This is a genomic window from Pseudomonas sp. B20, assembly GCF_020515755.1.
Classification (GTDB): domain Bacteria; phylum Pseudomonadota; class Gammaproteobacteria; order Pseudomonadales; family Pseudomonadaceae; genus Aquipseudomonas; species Aquipseudomonas syringae.
In genome coordinates this window covers 1-18,335 of the sequence record NZ_JAHPJG010000008.1, presented here as the reverse complement: position 1 = coordinate 18,335, position 18,335 = coordinate 1, and the positions used below count along the sequence as shown (strand labels likewise).

The window sequence follows — 18,335 nt, the reverse complement described above, 5'->3', positions numbered from 1 at the left end:
CTTTTTTGCGTCTGCACGATTGATTGGCCGTATCTGAATCAGAACGCGGCAAGATTTTTCGAGGAAAGTGGTCTGCAAGGCCTGTCTCGGGCATTTGTCGTGCCCGTCATACGGCGCACCACTTTCTGCTTCACTCAAGGTCGGCCTGTAGGCTGGCCGCCTGGATCACAGGGGAATGGCGTAATGGCAACGGTCGACCGCTGGCTGCTACCAGATGGCATCGAAGAAGTACTGCCACCGGAAGCGGCGCGCATTGAAGTAGCGCGCCGTCAGGTGTTGGATCTGTTTCAGAGCTGGGGCTATGAGTTTGTCGTCACCCCGCATATCGAGTATCTCGAGTCCCTGCTGACTGGCGCGGGTTCGGATCTGGATCTGCGCACCTTCAAGGTTATCGACCCGCAATCGGGCCGGCAGATGGGCTTTCGCGCCGACATCACGCCGCAGGTTGCACGCATCGATGCTCACACCCTCAAACGTGAAGGCCCGAGCCGTCTGTGCTACGCGGGCAGCGTTCTGCACGCCCAGCCACGCGCGCTGTCGTCCTCGCGCAGCCCGATACAACTGGGTGCCGAGTTGTACGGCGATGCGAGCCCGAGCAGCGACGTCGAAGTCATCAGTCTGATGCTGGCCATGCTGCAACTGGCCGATGTGCCGGATGTGCATATGGACCTCGGGCATGTTGGTATCTATCGCGGTCTGGCGCGTGCCGCCGGCCTGTCGGGTGAAGTCGAGCAGCAGCTGTTCGATGCACTGCAGCGCAAGGCCATCGATGAGGTGATTGCCCTCACCGCTGATCTGCCGCAAGAACTGGCAACAATGCTGCGCGCACTGGTCGATCTGTGCGGTGGTCGTGAGGTGCTGGACGCCGCACGTGATCGTCTGGCCGGCGCACCGGCGCCGGTGCTGGCCGCGCTGGATGATCTTCTGTCGATCGCCGAGCGTCTGGCTGCGCGTTTCCCGCAACTGCCGCTGTACTTTGACCTGGGCGAACTGCGCGGCTACCACTACCACACCGGTGTGGTGTTCGCAGTATTCGTACCAGGTGTGGGCCAGTCGATCGCTCAGGGCGGTCGTTACGATGACATCGGTGCCGACTTCGGTCGTGCCCGTCCGGCGACCGGCTTTTCCACCGACCTGAAAACCCTGGTTACCCTGGGCCAGGCAGAAATCGTCTTACCGTCTGGTGGCATCTGGGTGCCGGACAGTACGGATGCGGCACTCTGGCAGATGGTTTGCCAGTTGCGCAGTGAAGGTCAGCGTGTGGTTCAGGCCTTGCCTGGGCAGCAGGCGAGCGCCGCGCGTGAAGCCGACTGTGACCGGCAATTGATTCAGCATGGCGAGCACTGGCAGGTAATGCCGCTGGCTTCTTGAGTATTCCTGCCGGCCGCCGCCGGCACCAAGTTTGCGTGAATGAGGACAAGTGTTATGGGTAAGAATGTCGTAGTCCTGGGCACTCAATGGGGTGATGAGGGCAAAGGCAAGATCGTTGATCTGCTGACCGAACATGCTACCGCCGTAGTTCGCTATCAGGGTGGCCACAACGCCGGCCACACACTGGTGATCGACGGTGAGAAAACCGTATTGCACCTGATTCCGTCCGGTGTGCTGCGCGAAGGCGTGCAGTGCCTGATCGGTAACGGTGTGGTGGTTGCTCCCGACGCGCTCCTGCGCGAAATCGTCAAGCTGGAAGAGAAAGGCATTCCGGTGCGCGAGCGTCTGCGCATCAGCCCGTCCTGCCCGCTGATCCTGTCGTACCACGTAGCACTCGACCAGGCGCGTGAAAAAGCCCGCGGCGAGTTCAAGATCGGCACCACCGGTCGTGGTATCGGCCCGGCCTACGAAGACAAGGTTGCACGTCGCGGTTTGCGCATCGGTGACCTGTTCCATCGCGAGCGTTTCGCCGCCAAGCTGGGCGAACTGCTCGACTACCACAACTTCGTGCTGGTCAATTACTACAAAGAGCCTGCCATCGACTTCCAGAAGACGCTCGACGAGTGCATGGAATACGCTGACATGCTCAAGCCGCTGATGCTCGACGTCACCGCTGCGCTGCATGAGATGCGTCGCGACGGCAAGGACATCATGTTCGAAGGTGCCCAGGGTTCGCTGCTGGACATCGACCACGGTACCTACCCGTACGTCACCAGCTCCAACACCACTGCGGGCGGCATTGCCACTGGCTCCGGTTTTGGTCCGATGTACCTGGATTACATCCTGGGCATCACCAAGGCCTACACCACGCGTGTGGGTTCGGGTCCGTTCCCGACAGAGCTGTTCGATGACGTCGGTGCCTTCCTGGCCAAGCGTGGTCATGAGTTCGGTGCCACCACCGGTCGCGCACGCCGTTGCGGCTGGTTCGATGCTGTCATCCTGCGTCGCGCTATCGAAATCAACAGCATTTCGGGTCTGTGCCTGACCAAGCTGGACGTGCTCGACGGTCTGGAAACCATCAACATCTGCGTGGGCTACGAGAACGAAGAGGGTGCCGTCATTGACGCGCCTACTGACGCTGACAGCTATCTGGGCCTGCGCCCGGTCTACGAGCAGATGCCAGGCTGGAGCGAATCCACGCTGGGTGCCAAGACCCTCGAAGAGCTGCCTGCTGCCGCTCGCGCTTACATCAAGCGTGTCGAAGAGCTGGTGGGTGCGCCTATCGACATCATTTCGACCGGTCCTGACCGCAACGAAACCATCGTGCTGCGTCATCCGTTCGGCTGATACGTCACCGGGCTGTGCCAAAAAGGGTCGCATGTGCGGCCCTTTTTTATTTTCGCGCCGGGCAGGGAGGCGCACAAAAGTGAGACTTGTGTCACGGCACGGCGCTTGCTACAAAGATGACAGAAAAGTGCCATCATTTTAGTGGCGCTGAGGGTGGAGGGATTCTCCTGTGTCTGCTGTCTTATCTCTTTTGCAAAGTCGTTTGTTGCGCCCAGTCTTCATCGCGCTGGGTATCGCCCTTTTGGTGCAGGTCATCGTGGCGGTTGCGCTTACCCGGAGCACGGTCACCGCGCTTGAGGCTGATCTCGCCAGCCGCCTCGGGGTAGATTCGCAACATCTTTCCGCGGAGCTGGAGTCGGCGAGTAGCGAAGTGACATCGAGTCTTGATGCCTTGTCATCCAGCACCCGACAGCGCCTGAGTGTCGGGCTCTCTACCCGTCTGAAGGACGAGCAGGCGCAACTGCGTGCCACGCTGGAAAAAGACCTTCGCGAGTCCGCGACCGATATGGCCGAACTGCTCGCCGCCGTCGCCCCGCGCGCCATGTGGGACAACGACACGCCGACGCTTTCCGAATTCGCACGCCGTGCTCAGCGCAATCCCAACGTACTGTTCGTCGTTTATGACGACGCCGCAGGTGAACACCTTACGCGTTACATGAACCGCGACAATCCGCTGGTCAAGGCTCTGCTGGCCAAGGGCGAGGGCGAGCGGGCGATGGACAAGGTCCTCAATGCGGCGAAAAACGATCCTTCCGTGTATTACGTCGAAGCATCCATCAGCCCTAACGGTGTGGAGATCGGCAAGGTGCGCATGGGTGTGTCCACGGCAACGGTCGAAGAGAACCTTGCCGCGCTGGACAAGCGTTTCGCGACCCTGATCACCAGCGGTGAACAGTTGGTGTCCGACAGCCTTGCCAGTGCCTCGAAAGACAGCTCGACTGCCTTGCGTACGCGTCTGCAGTCGGCTCAGGCGGCAGCGACTGCAATGACCGGCAATACGCGTGTCGCTGTTCAGGAAGCGGCCGAAACGCTGCGCTGGAGAATCGGTATGGGGCTGGCCCTGGTCGGCCTGGGTGTATTGCTGTTACTGGCGGTGGTGCTCGGGCGCCGGGTTGTCAGCAAGCTGCATCTGCTGATCGCGGCACTCAATGACCTGGCGGCGGGCGAGGGCGATCTGACCAAGCGCGTCAAGCTGGACAGTAATGACGAGATTGGTGATATGTCGGCCGCAGTCAACCGCTTCATCGACAAGCTGCAACCTATCGTCCGCGAGGCGGGTGAGGTGGCGCAGCGCACCGGGCAGGAAATCGGTGTCATGAGCGAGCGTAACGCCGGTGCCGATGCTGCGGCCGAATTGCAGCGGGACGAAGTGGCAGCCAGCCTCAAAGCGCTGGAGCAGATGGCCGACGAGGCGCAGTCGGAAAGCCACGCGATGCAGGCAGCCCTGCGTCAGGTGATCGATATCAAGCAGGCAACCGATGAAAACACCCGTACCTCCAGTCAGGTTGGCGGGTTGATCGAAGCGCTGGCCGGGCAGGTCGAGACGGGGGCGCAAGTGATCGAGCGTCTGGCGCAGCAAAGTCAGCAGATCGAGGTGGTGCTGGAAGTCATTCATGGTATTGCCGAGCAAACCAACCTGCTGGCGTTGAACGCAGCCATCGAAGCGGCTCGCGCAGGTGAGACGGGCAGAGGCTTTGCCGTGGTGGCTGACGAGGTGCGTGCACTGGCCAGCAAGACCCAAAGCTCGACGGGCGATATTCAGGAACACATCGTGGCCTTGCAGCGCGGCGCGAAAGAGGCGGTCGCTGCCATCGGCATCGCCGGACGCCAGGCCAAGGAAGGTCTGGAAGTGCTGCGAGACAGCGCCAAGCGACAGCAGACGGTGCAGGCCTCGGTGGAGCAGGTGCATGCGGCCATTGGTCTGGCGACCAAGGCGGCCGTTCATCAGGCCGAAGGCGCCCAGGCGGTGCGTGGTCGGGTAGAGGTGATCCATGCTCAGGCCGAGCGTGCTGCCAAGGCGGTGGTGGAGACGACCGCCAGCGGCAAGGTGCTCGATGGGCTGGCTGCACAGTTGAAGGCGAGCTTGGGGCAGTTTCGGGCTTGAGTGTCAGGTGCGGCGCTGCAAATGTGGCGCTGCACTGTCTGCAGGAGGAGAGCTTCGGGAGTCTGAAAGCAAAAAACCGAGCCATTGGCTCGGTTTTTTTGAATTGGTGCCCAGAAGAAGACTCGAACTTCCACGACCTTGCGGTCACCAGCACCTGAAGCTGGCGTGTCTACCAATTTCACCATCTGGGCAGCATCAGCAGCGTATACGCCGTTGATGGGGCGCACTATACGGCGATCGTTTTACTCTGTAAACCCCTGTTTTGATTTAATAATCAAACCCTGAAAATGCAAAAACCCGCTTTCGCGGGTTTTTGTGAGGCTTGAGACTGTTGTAGTCTGTTGCCTGAATTGGTGCCCAGAAGAAGACTCGAACTTCCACGACCTTGCGGTCACCAGCACCTGAAGCTGGCGTGTCTACCAATTTCACCATCTGGGCAGTATCGACAGGCATCAACCTGTCGATGGCGCGCACTATACGGACCGTCTTTTAGGCTGTAAAGCCCGGCAGAGCAAAAAAACCGAAAAAAATCGCGGACGGCGTGTTTCGGGTGTTTCAGCGGGGTCCAGGAGGCTTTTTGTCCAGTGGATTGAGCGTGAAATTTCCCGTTTCATGAGGTCTATGCCAAACTAACCCCTATATATACAAGGTGAAAACTATCTAATGGCCGATTGGCAGTCCCTCGATCCCGAGGCCGCTCGTGAAGCGGAAAAATACGAAAACCCTATTCCCAGCCGCGAGCTGATCTTGCAGCACCTTGCCGAGCGAGGTTCGCCGGCCAGTCGCGAGCAACTGGTCGAAGAGTTCGGCCTGACCACCGAAGATCAATTCGAGGCTCTGCGCCGCCGCCTTCGGGCGATGGAGCGTGACGCCCAGTTGATCTACACCCGTCGCGGCACTTATGCACCGGTAGACAAGCTTGACCTGATCCTGGGTCGCATCTCCGGACATCGCGATGGCTTTGGCTTTCTGGTGCCGGACGACGGCTCCGACGACCTGTTCATGAGCCCGGCGCAAATGCGTCTGGTGTTCGACGGTGACCGGGCACTGGCGCGTGTTTCCGGTCTTGACCGTCGCGGCCGCCGCGAAGGCGTGATCGTCGAAGTGATCTCGCGTGCTCACGAAAGCATCGTGGGTCGCTATTTCGAAGAAAGCGGCATCGGCTTCGTGGTGCCCGACAACCCGAAAATCCAGCAGGAAGTGCTGGTGACGCCGGGTCGCAACAACGGCGCCAAGATCGGCCAGTTCGTCGAGGTGAAAATCACCCATTGGCCGACGCCGCGCTTCCAGCCGCAAGGCGACGTGATCGAAGTGGTGGGCAACTACATGGCGCCCGGCATGGAGATCGATGTCGCGCTGCGTACCTACGACATTCCGCATGTATGGCCCGAGGCAGTGCTCAAAGAGGCTGCCAAGCTCAAGCCGGAAGTCGAAGAGAAGGACAAGGAACACCGCGTCGATCTGCGCCATCTGCCGTTCGTGACCATCGACGGTGAAGATGCTCGCGACTTCGACGATGCGGTCTATTGCGAAGCCAAGCCGGGCAAGCTGCGTTTGTTCTCCGGCGGCTGGAAGCTCTACGTGGCGATTGCCGACGTATCGAGCTACGTGAAGATCGGCTCGGCGCTGGATGCTGAATCCCAGGTGCGCGGCAACTCGGTGTATTTCCCCGAGCGCGTCGTGCCCATGCTGCCTGAGCAATTGTCCAACGGCCTCTGCTCGCTGAACCCGCATGTCGATCGTCTGGCCATGGTCTGCGAGATGACCATCTCCAAGACCGGCGAGATGACTGACTACGTGTTCTACGAAGGCATCATCCACTCCCACGCTCGCCTGACCTACAACAAGGTCAGCACGATTCTGGAGCAGCCGAAAACCGCCGAGGCGAAAAGCCTGCGCGGCGAATACGGCGATGTGGTGCCGCACCTCAAACAGCTTTATGCCATGTACAAGGTATTGCTGGGCGCGCGTCATGTGCGTGGTGCGATCGATTTCGAAACTCAGGAAACCCGGATCATCTTCGGTTCCGAGCGCAAGATTGCCGAAATCCGTCCGACCACCCGTAATGATGCCCACAAGCTGATCGAGGAATGCATGCTGGCCGCCAACGTGGCCACCGCGCAGTTCCTGAAGAAGCACGAAATTCCTGCGTTGTACCGCGTTCACGATGGTCCGCCACCAGAGCGCCTGGAAAAACTGCGTGCGTTCCTCGGCGAGCTGGGTCTGACGTTGCACAAAGGCAAGGAAGGTCCGACACCGAAGGATTATCAGGCGCTGCTTGAAACCGTTCGTGATCGTCCTGACTATCACCTGATCCAGACCGTGATGCTGCGTTCGTTGAGCCAGGCGGTCTACAGCTCGGACAACAACGGTCACTTCGGTCTGAATTACGAAGCGTACACGCACTTCACGTCGCCGATCCGTCGTTATCCGGACCTGCTGACCCATCGTGCGATTCGCAGTGTCATTCGCTCCAAGCAGGATACGCCGCACGTCCGTCGTGCCGGCGCTGCCACGATTCCGAAGGCGCGCATTTACCCGTACGACGATGCGCTGCTCGACCAGTTGGGCGAACAATGCTCGATGAGCGAGCGCCGTGCCGACGAGGCTACGCGCGACGTGGTCAACTGGCTCAAGTGCGAATACATGAAAGATCGCGTCGGCGAGTCGTTCCCGGGCGTGATCACCGCGGTAACCGGCTTTGGTCTGTTCGTCGAGCTGACCGACATCTATGTCGAAGGCCTGGTCCACGTGACCGCCTTGCCGGGTGACTACTACCACTTCGATCCGCTGCACCACCGCCTTGCCGGCGAGCGTACCGGGCGTAACTTCCGCTTGGGCGACACCGTTGAAGTGCGGGTCATGCGCGTCGATCTGGACGAGCGCAAGATCGATTTCGAGATCTCCGAAGCGGCAGCGGCTGCGAAGCCAGCGGCTCGCAAGCGTCGTGGTAACGACACCGCGGCACCTGCTGCCACCACCACGGCTGAAAAGGACAAGGCGCCGGCCAAGTCCGGACGCCGTAGCGCTTCGACCAAGGAAAGCAGTCCCGAAGCGTATCGCCCGAGCGATGCCGCCGCTAAAAACGCAGAAGTGCGTAAAAGCCGCGAGCTGAAAAAAGCGCTTCTGGCAGACGCGAAGGGTGGTAGCAAGGCATCGTCGGGAAAGTCTGACAGGTCGGGCTCTGCGCCTTCATCGGGCAAGCCGGCCAGCAAACACCGTAAAGGCTCGTCAAAAACGGGCTCCGCGCCAGCTGCGAAAAGCAGTGGCGCTCGTAAACCCAAGGCCAAGTCATGAGTCAGCTGGAAAAAATCTACGGCGTTCACGCCGTAGAAGCGTTACTTCGTCATCATCCGAAACGCGTCAAGCACATCTGGCTGGCCGAGGGTCGTAACGACCCTCGCGTCCAGACGCTGGTGGCACTGGCCGCCGAGAATCGCGTGACCATCGGGCAGGCCGAGCGCCGCGAGATGGATGCCTGGGTCGAGGGTGTGCATCAGGGCGTGGTTGCCGATGTCAGCCCGAGTCAGGTCTGGGGCGAGGCAATGCTCGACGAGCTGCTGGACCGCAGTGAAGGCTCGCCGCTGCTGTTGGTGCTGGACGGCGTGACCGATCCGCACAACCTCGGCGCCTGCCTGCGTACCGCCGATGCGGCAGGTGCGCTGGCGGTCATCGTGCCCAAGGACAAGTCCGCAACCCTGACGCCAGCCGTGCGAAAGGTCGCCTGCGGTGCGGCCGAGGTCATTCCGCTCGTGGCAGTGACCAACCTGGCGCGTACGCTGGAAAAACTGCAGCAGCGCGGATTGTGGGTAGTGGGTACTGCGGGCGAGGCCGAGGTCGAGCTGTATCAGCAGGACCTGACCGGGCCGACCATCATTATCATGGGCGCCGAAGGCAAGGGCATGCGTCGCCTGACCCGTGAGCATTGTGATTATCTGGTGCGCCTGCCGATGGCGGGCAGTGTCAGCAGTCTCAACGTGTCGGTCGCGACCGGTGTGTGTCTGTTTGAAGCGCTGCGCCAGCGATCCGCCAAGCGGAAGCCTGCTTAGCAGCAGCTGCAAGCTAAAAGCTGCAAGCCTCAAGCCTCAAGCTAAAAGCTAAAAGCTAAAAGCGGACTGCTTCTACTTGCAGCTTTCCACTTGCAGCTTGCAACTGCTTCCCTGTTTGTAGCTTTCCACTTGCAGCTTGCAGCTGCCTTCTCTACACTTGCGCCCCTTGCTGTCACGGCAGGCGCGCATGTGCCTGTCCCTGAGCAAGACCAACAGTGTCATTCACTCCTTGTCTGACCGCTATTTGAGCGGCAGGCTACAACCCGTAAGGAGCATTCATGCGTCATTACGAAATTATCTTTTTGGTCCACCCGGATCAAAGCGAGCAAGTCGGCGGCATGGTAGAGCGTTACACCAAGCTGATCGAAGAAGACGGCGGCAAAATCCACCGTCTGGAAGATTGGGGCCGTCGTCAACTGGCTTACGCAATCAATAATGTTCACAAGGCTCACTACGTGATGCTGAACGTTGAGTGCACTGGCAAGGCTCTGGCCGAGCTGGAAGACAACTTCCGTTACAACGATGCTGTGATCCGTAACCTGGTCATCCGTCGCGACGAAGCCGTAACCGGCCAGTCCGAGATGCTCAAGGCTGAAGAGAACCGCAGTGAGCGCCGTGAGCGTCGTGACCGTCCTGAGCACTCCGACAGCGCCGATGGCGATGACGGCGACAACAGCGACGTTAGCGATAACGCTGACGAGTAATCCACGGACCTTTTGAGGAGCCAATTACATGGCACGTTTCTTCCGTCGTCGTAAATTCTGCCGCTTCACCGCTGAAGACGTCAAAGAGATCGATTACAAAGATCTCAACACTCTGAAAGCCTACGTATCCGAGACCGGCAAAATCGTTCCAAGCCGTATCACTGGTACCAAAGCACGTTATCAGCGTCAGCTGGCCACCGCTATCAAGCGTGCCCGCTTCCTGGCCCTGCTGGCCTACACCGACAGCCACGGCCGCTGAGACCAGGTAGTCGACAAAACGTAACAAAGGATAGAAAGCATGCGTGCCCTGGCTGAATTCATCATGCGCGGCCGTATGCAGGCCACTCTCGTAGTGGCTGGATGTGCGGCATTGCCGCTGTTGTTCTGGTTGAGTGCTGCCGCAGGGTGCCTTGTGCTCCTGCGACGCGGGTTCAGTGATGCCGTTGGTGTCCTGGCCTGGGCTCTGCTGCCGGCTTTGGTCTGGTGGTATTTCGGTGAACCTCGTACAGCCATGGTGCTGGCGGGTTCACTGAGTTTGGCAATGGTTTTGCGTGCCAGCGAGTCCTGGGTCCGTGTGCTGCTGGTCAGCGTAGCGTTGGGTGTGGTGTATGCAGTAATTCTGGGCACGGTTTTTCGCGAACCTCTGGAAGCAATGTCGCAGGAGTTGCAGAAACATCTGCCGACAATGCTGGCCGGGCTCTACGAGCAGTTGAACGTAGAAGAGCGAGCGCGTCTGGGGGCACTGATTGCACCCGTCCTGAATGGCCTGATAGCGGCTGTGCTGCAAATCGTCAGTGTGCTGTGCCTGATTCTTGGGCGGTACTGGCAAGCGATGATGTACAACCCTGGTGGTTTCGGGCGTGAATTTCGCGCCGTGAAACTCCCGCTGGTGCCTGCGTTGGTGCTGGTGGTGTGCATGTTGGTGGGGCCGAATTTCGGTCCGCAGATAGCGATGCTTACACCGCTGTGCAGCGTACCGCTGGTCTTTGCGGGCCTGGCTCTGATTCACGGACTGGTCGCTGAAAAGCGTCTGTCCAGGTTCTGGCTGGTGGGGATGTACATCACGCTGCTGGTGTTCATGCAGCTGATTTATCCGTTGCTCGTGGTAATTGCCATTGTCGACAGCCTGATTGATTTTCGCGGTCGCCGGAGCTCGAAAGATTCCGGCAATGGTCCTGCGAACGGTGAAGGTTAAAAGTTAAGAGGATTTCCACATGCAACTGATCCTTCTGGAAAAAGTCGCCAACCTGGGCAACCTGGGCGACAAAGTAAACGTTAAGGCCGGCTACGGTCGTAACTACCTGCTGCCTTACGGCAAAGCAACCGCTGCAACCGCTGCCAACGTGGCTGCGTTTGAAGAGCGTCGTGCCGAGCTGGAAAAACTGGCTGCAGACAAGAAAGCATCTGCCGAAACTCGCGCTGCCCAACTGGCTGAGCTGGAAGTGACTATCACTGCCACCGCTGGTGACGAAGGCAAGCTGTTCGGTTCGATCGGCACCCACGACATCGCTGATGCACTGACCGCCTCTGGCGTTGAAGTTGCAAAAAGCGAAGTTCGTCTGCCGAACGGCACTATCCGCAACGTTGGTGAATTCGACGTAGCCGTGCACCTGCACAGCGACGTAGAAGCAACCGTACGCGTTGTCGTAGTGGCTGCTTAAGCAACACGTAATCGTCTGGTGGCATTGTCGCCAGAGGATTAACATCGGGCACGATCCTGTTTACAGGTCGTGCCCTTTGTCTTTGTGCCATCCCCATTCTGCAAACCTCGAATTGAAGTGGCCATGAACGATATTTCCGCCCCCGAACAATACGATCTGCAAACCGCTGCCCTGAAGGTGCCGCCGCATTCCATCGAGGCCGAACAGGCCGTGCTCGGTGGTCTGATGCTGGACAACAACGCCTGGGAGCGGGTGCTCGATCAAGTGTCCGATGGTGATTTCTATCGACATGACCACCGCCTGATATTCCGCGCCATCGCCCGGTTGGCCGATCAGAACAGCCCGATTGACGTGGTCACCCTGGCTGAACAGCTGGACAAGGAAGGGCAGACCTCGCAAGTAGGCGGCCTGGGCTACCTCAGCGAGCTGGCGAAAAACACGCCTTCTGTCGCCAACATCAAGGCCTACGCGCAGATCGTCCGGGCCCGGGCCACGCTGCGGCAATTGATCGGCATCAGTACCGAAATCGCCGACAGTGCGTTCAACCCAGAAGGCAGGACCGCCGAAGAGATTCTTGACGAGGCTGAACGGCAGATCTTCCAGATCGCCGAAGCGCGCCCCAAGACCGGCGGTCCGGTCAGCGTCAACGACCTGCTGACCAAGGCCATCGACCGAATCGACACGCTGTTCAACAGCGACAACGCCATTACCGGCCTGTCGACCGGTTATACCGATCTCGATGAAAAGACCAGCGGACTGCAACCCTCCGACCTGATCATCGTTGCCGGACGTCCGTCGATGGGTAAGACCACCTTCGCCATGAACCTGGTCGAGAACGCGGTGCTGCGCAGTGACAAGGTCGTACTGGTCTACTCGCTGGAGATGCCAGGCGAATCGCTGATCATGCGTATGTTGTCTTCGCTGGGGCGCATTGATCAGACCAAGGTGCGGGCCGGCCAGCTTGATGACGATGACTGGCCTCGTCTGACATCGGCGGTCAATCTGCTCAATGACCGCAAACTGTTCATCGACGATACGGCCGGTATCAGCCCCTCCGAAATGCGTGCGCGGACGCGGCGGATCGTGCGTGAGCATGGCGACATCGCCATGATCATGATCGACTACCTGCAGCTGATGCAGATCCCCGGTTCCAGCGGTGACAACCGTACCAACGAGATTTCCGAGATCTCGCGCTCATTGAAAGCACTGGCCAAGGAATTCAACTGCCCGGTGATTGCCCTGTCGCAGCTCAACCGCTCCCTTGAGCAGCGTCCCAACAAGCGCCCGATCAACTCCGACCTCCGGGAATCCGGAGCGATCGAGCAGGATGCCGACGTCATCATGTTCGTCTACCGGGACGAGGTGTACCACCCGGAAACCGAGCACAAGGGCATTGCCGAGATCATCATCGGCAAGCAGCGTAACGGCCCCATCGGTACCACGCGTCTGGCGTTCATCGGCAAATACACGCGCTTCGAGAACCTGGCGCCGGGCAGTTACAACTTTGACGACGATTGATTTTGCCGCCCGATGCTGTTGCCATTTAATCACCGCTCTTGCGGAGACGTTAGCAGCATCTATCAATGCGTATCCCCGATCCGGTGTGGATACCATGCCCCAGTGTCATTTTTTGCCAGTAGCAAGCGGATTTTACCTCTACCTTTGGCGCCGGCGACCCCGGTAAGATCCAGCGAGATTTCGTCTTTTACCTTGTGTGCTGATGCGCCCTTTGAGCCTCGCTCATTGAAACTGTCGATCGCTTTGGTGACGGCTGATCTCAGATCATCCTGGCTATATTCTTTTTGGGCAGTCTCGAATGTGGCGGATTCAAAAAAATCGCCGATAGCAACGTTAGCGGATGTTGTCGCTCGGTTCTTTTTTACTGGGGTATCAGGGCTGGGGGCTGCAGGCGTGGATGTACTTGTTCCTGCAAAGCTGCGATAAAACGCTTTGTCTTTAATAGATACGGTGGGTTCTGACGTCTCAGAAAAAGATGTCCGGCCGCTCAAGTTGCTCACATTGCTGAAGTTGCTCACATTACTCACATTGCTCTCGCGGCGTGACGTATCGCGATACTTTCCGGCCCTAAGCTCCATGCGGATGAGGTTGTTTGAACGGCTTAAGAATTCAGGCGATGCGCTTTGTGTTCTGAAAAAGTCTTGCTGGCCCGGTCTGGTAAGGTAATACGCATATATCGATCCCGTCATGCCGTCGTGCCGAAGATATACATCCCTGGTTCTCGCGTTGATGCTGCTCATGAAGCCGCCAAGTTCTTTAATCTCTTCGTCTTTAAGTCCAAACTCACTGGCCGCACTGTCAAGAAAAGTACTATAGGCCTTTAGTTTGGCGTTTTTCCGTGCCTGCGAGCTGCGGGCTAGAAGTACCCATGTGGCGAGTCCCATAAGGACTATCCCAATAGTAATGCTTGTGGAAATGAGCGTCATGCCGTCAAAATTAATGCTCTGGCCACCCTCTGGGTCGACTCTGCTGACGGGGTTGTTTCTGGTCATTCGGTAAAGGTTCAGCCCCTCTACATCGCCTAGCGCGTCTGCACTCATCCAGCGCATCAACCAAGGCGCGTAATACCTCACGCCGTAGTAATAAAGACCCGTGCTGTCCCGCTCCTTGCCAGAGTAGCGGACGACTTTATAAGACGCTTCAACAGCCGAGCGCGCAGCCCACCATGCGGTCCCTCCGAACGGGTAATACCCTTCATGGCTGATCAGCTTTGCCTGGGCATCCAGCTCAAGTGTGCTTGAGCCCAGGTGGTCACCGATGCTGTAGCGGAACTGATTGTTGTCTATCGCATCCGGTTTGCCCTCCAGCCAGTGCAGGCAGCGCACGTTAGTCCGTCCGGCGTACACTGTGATGACTTCCAGTCGCTCGCCGGTTGCACTGTTTGTACGGATTTCCAGGCCCGGCAAATAGCGCACGTCGCATTGGTGCTGGGATGTCCGGGTCATGGCCTTCGCTGTTTTACGCAGGCGCTGGCCGCTAGCGTCGTAAGCGTAGTGTTCGCCGTCGTCTGGTTGCTCGGAACGAGTGACGGCATCCGCCTTGATCAGGCGGTTTCCCGAGTCCCAGTGCAGCGCTCGTCCCGCAACCAGCGCTTGCTGATTGCCATTGGCGTCGAATTGTTTATCGAAGTCTGGTGGCGCATCACCCTCGCTCCAGGGCAAGGCCCGGTTGCTTTGGGTATCGACGATCATGTGACGTGTATACGCTTGCGCACCCTTGTGAATGAGCTTTAAGAGATTGCCTGCATCGTCGTAGGAATAACGTTGGGTGTAATTGAGTAGCTGACTTTCATCCACTGGGAGCCGGGCGAGCTCCGGTAATTCAGGGCGAATCCCCGCCAGGGCGGTTTCGCGACCGCTGGCCCTGATTAACTGGTAAAGGCTGTCATATTCGTATTCATTGACGGCATCAATGCGCTGGCCTGAACAGTGGCGTGCAGGCTGAGCCTCGTCCCGAATCCTGGTTACATTCCCCACTGGATCGTAGTCGTACAGCAGGTGCTGCAGTTGCTTGACTCCCGGACGGTAGGTGATTAGCTCAGCCATGCGACCATCGGCAGGATCAAAGCTTACGCGGCTGATGACTCCGTTACCGGCTGTTTGCGACTCGATACGGCCATGCGCGTCGTACATCAATCCATGCAGCAGTACCTGATCGCTCCCGTTCATCAGCTTCAGGCGGTTAGCCTTCAACTGGCCCGATACGTCATAGGCCGATGTATGACGATTGCCTGATGCATCGGTTTGATCAAGTACCTCGCCCATAGCGTTGAAGCGTGCTTTGCTTGAGAAACCAGGGCCGGGCTCCAGCAACTCTTCCTGATGCAGAGCGTCTGCAGGCCAGTTCGGTAGGTCGTTCGTCCGGAGAAAGCGTCGGGTCTGCTGGAGAATCTGCCCTGATACGCCACAGGCATCGATAAAATCGCTACCCGATCCGTCGTAAGTCTGAGTCAGGCGGCCGCAGACATTGTTGGCAGCGGCCAGCTCTGAACTATCGGCATATGAGAAACGCTCTGATGTTCGGCAGGGCTGGCCCCTGGGCTTTTCGTTGATCGCCAAGGGGCGAAGCAGTTCGTCGTAGCGGGTTGTCCAGCGGGTACCGCGTGCGTCATGGTGTTCCAGCAACTGACCCGCCTCGCCATAGAGGGAAACCTGGCAGCCTGCGTCGACACTGTTTATCGCCAAGGGCGCGCCGGTGAGGCTGAGTACCGTGCTCAGGTTCGGGCGAGTGAATGGCTCGGTGGTCAATTGCCTGAATAGCCTGGCGTCCCATCTGGCGACGGGTCTTGCCGCTGCATCATACTGCTGGCGTTCCGGGCGCGCCTGCGAGCTGTCACCCGGTGTGCCGCGGTAATAACTCACACTGCGGATTGGCAGCCCCCGGCTATCAGTCACTATCAGCGCGGGTGTATGTCGGTGCAGGGCATCAGGCATGGTCGTAGATTTCCATCAGAGCGCGGAATCAGGGTATTCCGACTCGACAAGTCGCGGTACTGTCATAAATAGCAGTGGGGCGTGCCAGGCGAATGATCTTGCTATTCCGACCATTGCCGTCGGACTTGATCAAAAAACGTGCTATATTCCGCGCCCGCGATTTCTCCAACGTGCAAACGTAGGTCCTGAACATGCAATCAGCCAAGCCGTTATTTGACTATCCCAAGTACTGGGCCGAATGTTTCGGACCAGCACCTTTCCTGCCCATGAGCCGGGAAGAAATGGATCTGCTTGGCTGGGATTCCTGCGACATCATTATCGTGACCGGTGATGCGTACGTGGATCACCCGTCTTTCGGCATGGCGATCATCGGTCGTCTGCTCGAGTCCCAGGGCTTTCGGGTCGGGATCATCGCGCAGCCCGACTGGCAGTCCAAAGACGACTTCATGAAGCTCGGCGAGCCGAATCTGTTTTTCGGTGTCGCGGCCGGTAACATGGACTCGATGATCAACCGCTATACCGCGGACAAGAAGATTCGCTCCGATGACGCCTATACCCCGGGCGGCATGGCCGGCAAGCGTCCGGACCGCGCAAGTCTGGTCTACAGCCAGCGCTGCAAGGAAGCCTACAAGCATGTACCGATCGTGCTGGGTGGCATCGAAGCTTCCTTGCGCCGCATTGCGCACTATGACTACTGGCAGGACAAGGTTCGCAACTCGATCCTGATCGACGCCTGCGCCGACATCCTGCTGTACGGCAATGCCGAGCGTGCGATTGTCGAAGTCGCCCAGCGTCTGTCCTACGGCCACAAGATCGAAGACATCACCGACGTGCGCGGTACTGCGTTCATTCGTCGTGACACGCCGCAGGGCTGGTATGAGGTCGATTCCACGCGTATCGACCGTCCGGGCAAGGTCGACAAGATCATCAATCCGTACGTCAACACCCAGGACACGCAGGCCTGCGCCATCGAGCAGGAAAAAGGCAACGTCGAGGATCCCAACGAAGCCAAGGTGGTGCAGATTCTTGCCAGCCCGCGCATGACCCGTGACAAGACGGTCATCCGCCTGCCATCGGTGGAGAAGGTCCGTAACGACGCTGTGCTGTATGCCCACGCCAACCGCGTGTTGCACCTGGAAACCAACCCGGGCAACGCTCGCGCGCTGGTGCAGAAGCATGGCGAGGTGGACGTCTGGTTCAACCCGCCGCCCATTCCGATGACCACTGAAGAAATGGACTACGTGTTCGGCATGCCTTACGCGCGCGTCCCGCATCCTGCGTACGGTAAGGAAAAGATCCCTGCCTACGACATGATTCGCTTCTCGGTGAACATCATGCGTGGCTGCTTCGGTGGCTGCACCTTCTGCTCGATCACCGAGCACGAAGGGCGGATCATTCAGAACCGCTCAGAAGAGTCGATCATTCGCGAAATCGAAGAGATACGCGACAAGGTGCCGGGCTTTACCGGGGTCATTTCCGACCTGGGCGGGCCGACCGCGAACATGTATCGCATCGCCTGCAAAAGCCCGGAGATCGAGTCGGCCTGCCGCAAGCCGTCCTGCGTATTCCCCGGCATCTGCCCGAACCTGAATACCGATCACTCGTCGCTGATCCAGCTGTATCGCAGCGCTCGCGCCTTGCCGGGCGTGAAAAAGATCCTGATCGCCTCCGGCCTGCGCTACGACCTCGCGGTCGAGTCGCCGGAGTACGTCAAGGAACTGGTCACGCACCACGTAGGTGGTTACCTGAAGATCGCCCCGGAACACACCGAGGAAGGTCCGCTCAACCAGATGATGAAGCCGGGCATTGGCAGCTATGACAAGTTCAAGCGCATGTTCGAGAAGTACACCAAGGAAGCTGGTAAGGAGCAGTACCTGATTCCTTACTTCATCGCCGCCCACCCGGGCACCACCGATGAAGACATGATGAACCTGGCGCTGTGGCTCAAGGGCAATGGTTTCCGCGCGGACCAGGTGCAGGCGTTCTACCCGTCGCCGATGGCTACGGCCACGGCCATGTACCATTCGGGCAAGAACCCGTTGCGCAAGGTCACCTACAAGAGCGATGCGGTCACCATCGTGAAGAGCGAAGCGCAGCGTCGTCTGCACAAGGCTTTCCTGCGCTATCACGACCCGAAAGGCTGGCCGATGCTGCGTGAGGCGCTGGAGCGCATGGGCCGTACCGATCTGATCGGGCCGGGCAAGGATCAACTGATCCCGTTGCATCAGCCGGCTACTGACAGCTACCAGAGTGCACGCCGCAAGAACTCGACGCCGGCGGGCAGCCACAAGGTTGCGAAAACTGCCAAGACCACGCTGATCCAGACCCAGCACACCGGGCTGCCACCACGCGGAAGCGATGGCAGCAAGCCGTGGGACAAGCGCGAAGAAGCCAAGGCTGCCGCCATGGCGCGCAACAAGCAGGCTGCCAAGGAGCGCATGGATGCAGCCAAAGGCAAAGGCACCAAACCGCCCAAGCGCAAGCCAGTGGTGCCACGCTAACGCGAGGTATCCGCGCAGACGCAGAGCGTCGCACGATAGTTGGTATTATCGTTCCTCGTTCTGTGGGTGTACCTATCATGTGCTCGTGTGCTGATAGTGCCGGAAATGTAGCGTCGGGCAGTGCTGAAAACCCACCTGCAATCCCTT

General features: G+C 58.9%; 12 protein-coding genes and 2 tRNA genes. 11 read left to right on the top strand and 3 right to left on the bottom strand.

Annotated elements, in window-relative coordinates:
* The first annotated feature begins 183 nt into the window (after positions 1-183).
* The 3 genes from LIX91_RS10660 (at position 184) to LIX91_RS10650 (ending at position 4,822) form a co-directional block, all read left to right on the top strand.
* Positions 184-1,371, top strand: a complete 1,188-nt coding sequence (locus LIX91_RS10660) for an ATP phosphoribosyltransferase regulatory subunit (protein ID WP_003402926.1) — start codon at positions 184-186, stop codon at positions 1,369-1,371.
* Between the two features lie 54 nt (positions 1,372-1,425).
* Positions 1,426-2,718 carry an adenylosuccinate synthase gene (locus LIX91_RS10655; protein ID WP_003366319.1) on the top strand — a complete coding sequence of 431 codons (1,293 nt, stop codon included), beginning with the start codon at positions 1,426-1,428 and terminating at the stop codon, positions 2,716-2,718.
* 169 nt (positions 2,719-2,887) lie between these two features.
* Positions 2,888-4,822: a methyl-accepting chemotaxis protein gene (locus tag LIX91_RS10650; protein WP_103696026.1), complete on the top strand. Its 1,935-nt coding sequence runs from the start codon at positions 2,888-2,890 to the stop codon at positions 4,820-4,822.
* A 104-nt stretch (positions 4,823-4,926) separates the two neighbouring features.
* On the opposite strand, the gene LIX91_RS10645 is transcribed toward LIX91_RS10650, so the two are convergent.
* Positions 4,927-5,013, bottom strand: a tRNA-Leu gene (locus LIX91_RS10645).
* Between the two features lie 160 nt (positions 5,014-5,173).
* Positions 5,174-5,260 (bottom strand) — tRNA-Leu (locus LIX91_RS10640).
* A gap of 225 nt (positions 5,261-5,485) precedes the next feature.
* On the opposite strand from LIX91_RS10640, the gene rnr reads away from it, so the two are divergent.
* The 7 genes from rnr to dnaB all read left to right on the top strand — a co-directional run bounded on the left by rnr (position 5,486) and on the right by dnaB (position 12,754).
* Positions 5,486-8,119, top strand: a complete 2,634-nt coding sequence (rnr, locus tag LIX91_RS10635) for a ribonuclease R (RefSeq protein ID WP_003414480.1) — start codon at positions 5,486-5,488, stop codon at positions 8,117-8,119.
* Complete coding sequence (gene rlmB / locus LIX91_RS10630; RefSeq protein WP_003414481.1) at positions 8,116-8,871, top strand: 23S rRNA (guanosine(2251)-2'-O)-methyltransferase RlmB; 756 nt, start codon at positions 8,116-8,118, stop codon at positions 8,869-8,871. Before rnr ends, rlmB begins: the two co-directional genes overlap by 4 nt.
* Before the next feature lie 278 nt (positions 8,872-9,149).
* The gene (rpsF, locus tag LIX91_RS10625; RefSeq protein ID WP_002551828.1) at positions 9,150-9,575 is read left to right on the top strand and encodes a 30S ribosomal protein S6; all 426 of its coding nucleotides are present in this window, start codon (positions 9,150-9,152) and stop codon (positions 9,573-9,575) included.
* 28 nt (positions 9,576-9,603) lie between these two features.
* Complete coding sequence (gene rpsR / locus LIX91_RS10620; protein ID WP_002551829.1) at positions 9,604-9,834, top strand: 30S ribosomal protein S18; 231 nt, start codon at positions 9,604-9,606, stop codon at positions 9,832-9,834.
* 39 nt (positions 9,835-9,873) lie between these two features.
* Positions 9,874-10,770, top strand: a complete 897-nt coding sequence (locus LIX91_RS10615; protein ID WP_003414483.1) for a hypothetical protein — start codon at positions 9,874-9,876, stop codon at positions 10,768-10,770.
* 19 nt (positions 10,771-10,789) lie between these two features.
* Entirely contained in the window at positions 10,790-11,236 is a 447-nt protein-coding gene (gene rplI / locus LIX91_RS10610) for a 50S ribosomal protein L9 (RefSeq protein WP_003317208.1), read from the top strand.
* A 123-nt stretch (positions 11,237-11,359) separates the two neighbouring features.
* Positions 11,360-12,754, top strand: coding sequence for a replicative DNA helicase (dnaB, locus tag LIX91_RS10605; protein WP_003317209.1), 1,395 nt, complete (start codon positions 11,360-11,362; stop codon positions 12,752-12,754).
* A gap of 62 nt (positions 12,755-12,816) precedes the next feature.
* On the opposite strand, the gene LIX91_RS10600 is transcribed toward dnaB, so the two are convergent.
* The gene (locus tag LIX91_RS10600) at positions 12,817-15,687 is read right to left on the bottom strand and encodes an RHS repeat-associated core domain-containing protein (protein ID WP_226488461.1); all 2,871 of its coding nucleotides are present in this window, start codon (positions 15,685-15,687) and stop codon (positions 12,817-12,819) included.
* Between the two features lie 191 nt (positions 15,688-15,878).
* Between LIX91_RS10600 and LIX91_RS10595 the strand changes: the two genes are divergently transcribed.
* On the top strand, positions 15,879-18,188 hold the full coding sequence (locus tag LIX91_RS10595) for a YgiQ family radical SAM protein (protein WP_032702580.1): 2,310 nt from the start codon (positions 15,879-15,881) through the stop codon (positions 18,186-18,188).
* Positions 18,189-18,335: the final 147 nt, after the last annotated feature.